This window comes from Salinispora pacifica CNR114 (assembly GCF_000514775.1).
Classification (GTDB): Bacteria; Actinomycetota; Actinomycetes; order Mycobacteriales; family Micromonosporaceae; genus Micromonospora; species Micromonospora pacifica.
The window spans coordinates 1-3311 of sequence record NZ_AZWO01000075.1 but is presented as its reverse complement, the minus strand read 5'-3'; the positions used below and the strand labels follow the sequence as shown (position 1 = coordinate 3311).

Here is a 3311-nt window from a genome sequence, read left to right as displayed (position 1 = left end):
GCCCAGTCCTCCACGCTCAGCACCTCCCGATGCTTCAGGAGGTGATCCCGATTCAGCCGGAACCACGTGGTCAGTTTTCAGGCGGAGCCGACACCACGGCCATGAGCGGATGGCGGCATGTGCGGATGCTCGGCTCTATCTCATGCTCTATGTACCTGCTGGCTGCACGAGGGCGATCGGCGCCGACTTGATCGTGTAGTCCTCAGCCAGGTCCGGTTGCACGTCGATCGTCGCGTCATCACCGACGTAGCGGACGGCGAACACCGTTTCGCTCGGCCGAGTGGCGCCATGGTCCGTCACGCTGGCTGGCAGTTCGCCTGCGAGTCGCACTCTGTCCCCTGGCGCTATCGCGGCACCCGCCTCGGCCTCGCGATCTTGGATGTCCGAGATCAGCTGGATGAGGACCTCGATCGGTTCGGTGTCTGCGCCGTAGTGCACGAGGTGGCCCGCATGACCGAAGATCAAGCCAGTCTCGGACCTGCTCAGGCCGGTCAGTGCCGCGACCGCACCAGGCGCCAGCGCAGAGTGCTCCGACGAGCCAACCTGGGCCGCCAATGCTTCGATCAAGCGCGCCATGCGGCCCGCCGGGCAGTCATCAGCCGGGACTGGATGTAGCCGAGCCGCTGCATCACCGTCGGCAGGTCTGCCAGGGGATTGCCGTAGCGGCGTTGGGCGGCGGTGTAGGTGACGGTGGTGTCGAGGATTGCCTGGTGGATGCCGAGGGCGACGGCGGTCAGGTTGGGTCTGCCGTACAGGACGCTGGAGGAGTAGGCGACCTCGAGGCCGTCGCCTTCGGCACCGAGCCTGTTGGTCACCGGAATGCGGCAGTTGTTGAAGGTGATCTCGCCGGAGCTGGAGCCGTGTAGGCCCCATGACGGGTTGGTGCGGGTGAGGCGGACGCCGGGTTGGTCGGCTTCGACCAGGAAGGTGGATAGTTCGCGGGAGCCGGGTCCGGTGCGTGCGACACTGCCGTGCAGGTGGGCGTGGTGACCCTTTCGGCGGCACCGGAAGGGTCGGGTCAGCGGGGTTCCTAGGCTTGGGTTGGCTTCAAGGTCTTGACGATTGTCATCGGTGGTGGGGTAACGGTTTGTGTGGCCCCTCGGACACGTACAGTTACCCCACAGTAATCAGCGTCGGGTTTGGCCTCGACGCTGATTTTGTTTTGGCCGGGGTTGTAGGTGAGGGTGAGCCGTAGCTCGCGGTAGACCGTGCGTTTGTCCTCGCTGCGGGCGTCGCGCAGGGTGTTGCGGATGTTGTCGAAGCTGCCGACGAGGCGTCGGATGTCGTTCTCGGTGAGGCGGTCAGGAGCCTGTTTCTGGGCGGTTGCGGTGTCGCGTTGGGCGAGGGCGGCGGCGCGCTGGGCGTTGACCTCGGTGATCCAGGTGGCGATGGTGGTGGCGTCGCCTCCGGTGTCTGCGATGGCGCGGTACTGGTGGAGTTTGGCGTCGCACGCTGCGATGATCTTGTTGGCGGCGGTGATGTTCGGGGTGGTGGTGTTGGGTTCGGTGTGGGGTTGGGCGGCGTGGAGTCGGCGGATCGTGTCGGTGAGTCGGTGTGGGGCGAAGACGGTGAGGAGCCAGTTGTCGAGTGCGGGGACGATGTCTCGTTCTGCGACGTAGATGTTGCGGGGGTGCTGGATGTGGTTGGCCAGGGCGTACTCGTTGGGGTAGCGGCATCGGTAGTAGGCGGTCTCGTGTGCCTGGTGGCTCTGCATTTTGCGTCCGCACAGCCCGCAGAGCATGAGTCCGCGAAGGATGTAGGGGTAGCGCGCTTTACGTGGTTGGGTGCTGGTGCGGCCGTTGCCGTTGGCGTTCATGATCGTTTGGGCTAGTTCGAAGTCGTTGACGGTGACGAGTGGTGGGTGGGCGATCGTGTCGGACCATACCCACGAGTTTTTGTCGTTCCAGCGCATGCGGGTTTCGTAGCCGAGGGCGACGTCGTTGACGTCGAGGAGTACCTCGTCCTTGCGTTGTTTGTTCCATACCTGGCGGCCGGTGTAGCGGGGGTTGGACAGGATGTTTTTGACGGCGCTTTTGGCCCAGCCTTCGCCGGTGCGGTGGGGGTTGCGGGCGGGGTCGGCGGCTGATGGTGAGGCGATGCCGTCGCGGGTGAGTGCCTCGGCGATGGCGAAGTAGCCGTTGTTGGCGAGGTACATGGCGAAGATTCGGCGTACGACGGGTGCGGTTGTCGGGTCGGGTTCGAGCTTGTGTAGGCGGCGGCCGTCGGCGGCTTTGCTTGGGTTGGGGTGTGGTCCGGCGTCGGCGAGGCGGTATCCGTAGGGTGGGCGTCCGCCGAGGAACCTGCCTTCGATTTTCGCCTGGGAGGTCATTGCGGTGCGGACGCGGACTTTCACCCGAGTTCGTTCGCCTTTGGACATGCCGCCGAAGACGCTCATGATCAGGTCGTGGGCTTCGGACTCGGGGTCGATCGCGCCGCCGACTTCCGGCACCCACAGGCCGACGCCGTAGTGCGAGAAGACGGGCATGGTCAGGCTGTACTGGTTGCCGTAGAACGCGCGTTGGGGCTCACCGATCACGACGGCGTCGAAACCGCGGTTAGGGTCGGCGAGAACGTCGAGAAGCTTGGCGGCCTGGGGCCGGCGCTTCCACGGCAGGGAGCGGGACAGGCCCACGTCGAAGAATTCGGCGACGATGATGCCGCTGGCCGGTTCGATGAGGCCGGTGGCGCGGTTGCGCTGCCAGTTCCTAGAGGCTACAGGGTCCTGTTGGTCCTCGGTGGAAACGCGGCCGTAAAACGCGAACCGTTGATGTTCGTGGTCTGCGAGGGTGGCAGTCGCATCTTCGATGCGAGGTACGTCGGTGGTCACGAAGAGTGCCTCTCGGGTGTTGTGGGGTGCGCGCCCACGGTCACCCGGGAATGGGGTGACCGTGGACGTGTCGCTATCAGATCCACGCATACCGGCATTAAGGGATCAAGCGTCTGTGGACTCGGCGGGCCCCTGACTATTCGTCGCTGACGAGCGTTGCAGCAAGGTCAGGAGCGCGCAGGCCACGGTGTCGGCTAACACTGGTTCGATACGAAACTCGACGGTCGGTGTTGGTCTCGACGCGGAGGTCGTGATCGTCTTCTCCGGCAGGCGATCACTCATCAATAGTCGCCTTTCGCCTTGAAGATGATCACGTCTTCGTGCTGGACGAGCCACTGTGGGTCGCCGTGGTCGATGGCGTCGCCGACGTTTTTGATTTGGAAGAAGGNGGCGCGGGGGATGAGCCGGCCGTTGCGGACGGCGGCGATGAGGGCGACGCATTCTTCGACGAGTTCGAGTCCGGCGGTGTGTCCGGCGGCGACGA

Annotated in this window: 3 protein-coding genes and 1 pseudogene; all 4 read right to left on the bottom strand. The window is 64.8% G+C overall.

Annotated features, from left to right (window positions below):
* Positions 1-147 precede the first annotated feature (147 nt).
* Complete coding sequence (locus tag B118_RS0124630) at positions 148-576, bottom strand: hypothetical protein (RefSeq protein WP_238324157.1); 429 nt, start codon at positions 574-576, stop codon at positions 148-150.
* Positions 564-815 (bottom strand): acyl-CoA dehydrogenase family protein, encoded by a 252-nt coding sequence (locus tag B118_RS33340; protein ID WP_028193658.1) that lies wholly within the window; start codon positions 813-815, stop codon positions 564-566. The genes B118_RS0124630 and B118_RS33340 overlap by 13 nt, the downstream gene beginning before the upstream one ends.
* Positions 816-1030: 215 nt before the next feature.
* Positions 1031-2827, bottom strand: a complete 1797-nt coding sequence (locus B118_RS29270; protein WP_080678179.1) for a recombinase family protein — start codon at positions 2825-2827, stop codon at positions 1031-1033.
* Positions 2828-3108: 281 nt separating this feature from the next.
* Positions 3109-3311, bottom strand: a pseudogene (locus B118_RS0124615) (site-specific DNA-methyltransferase); the annotation flags it as partial.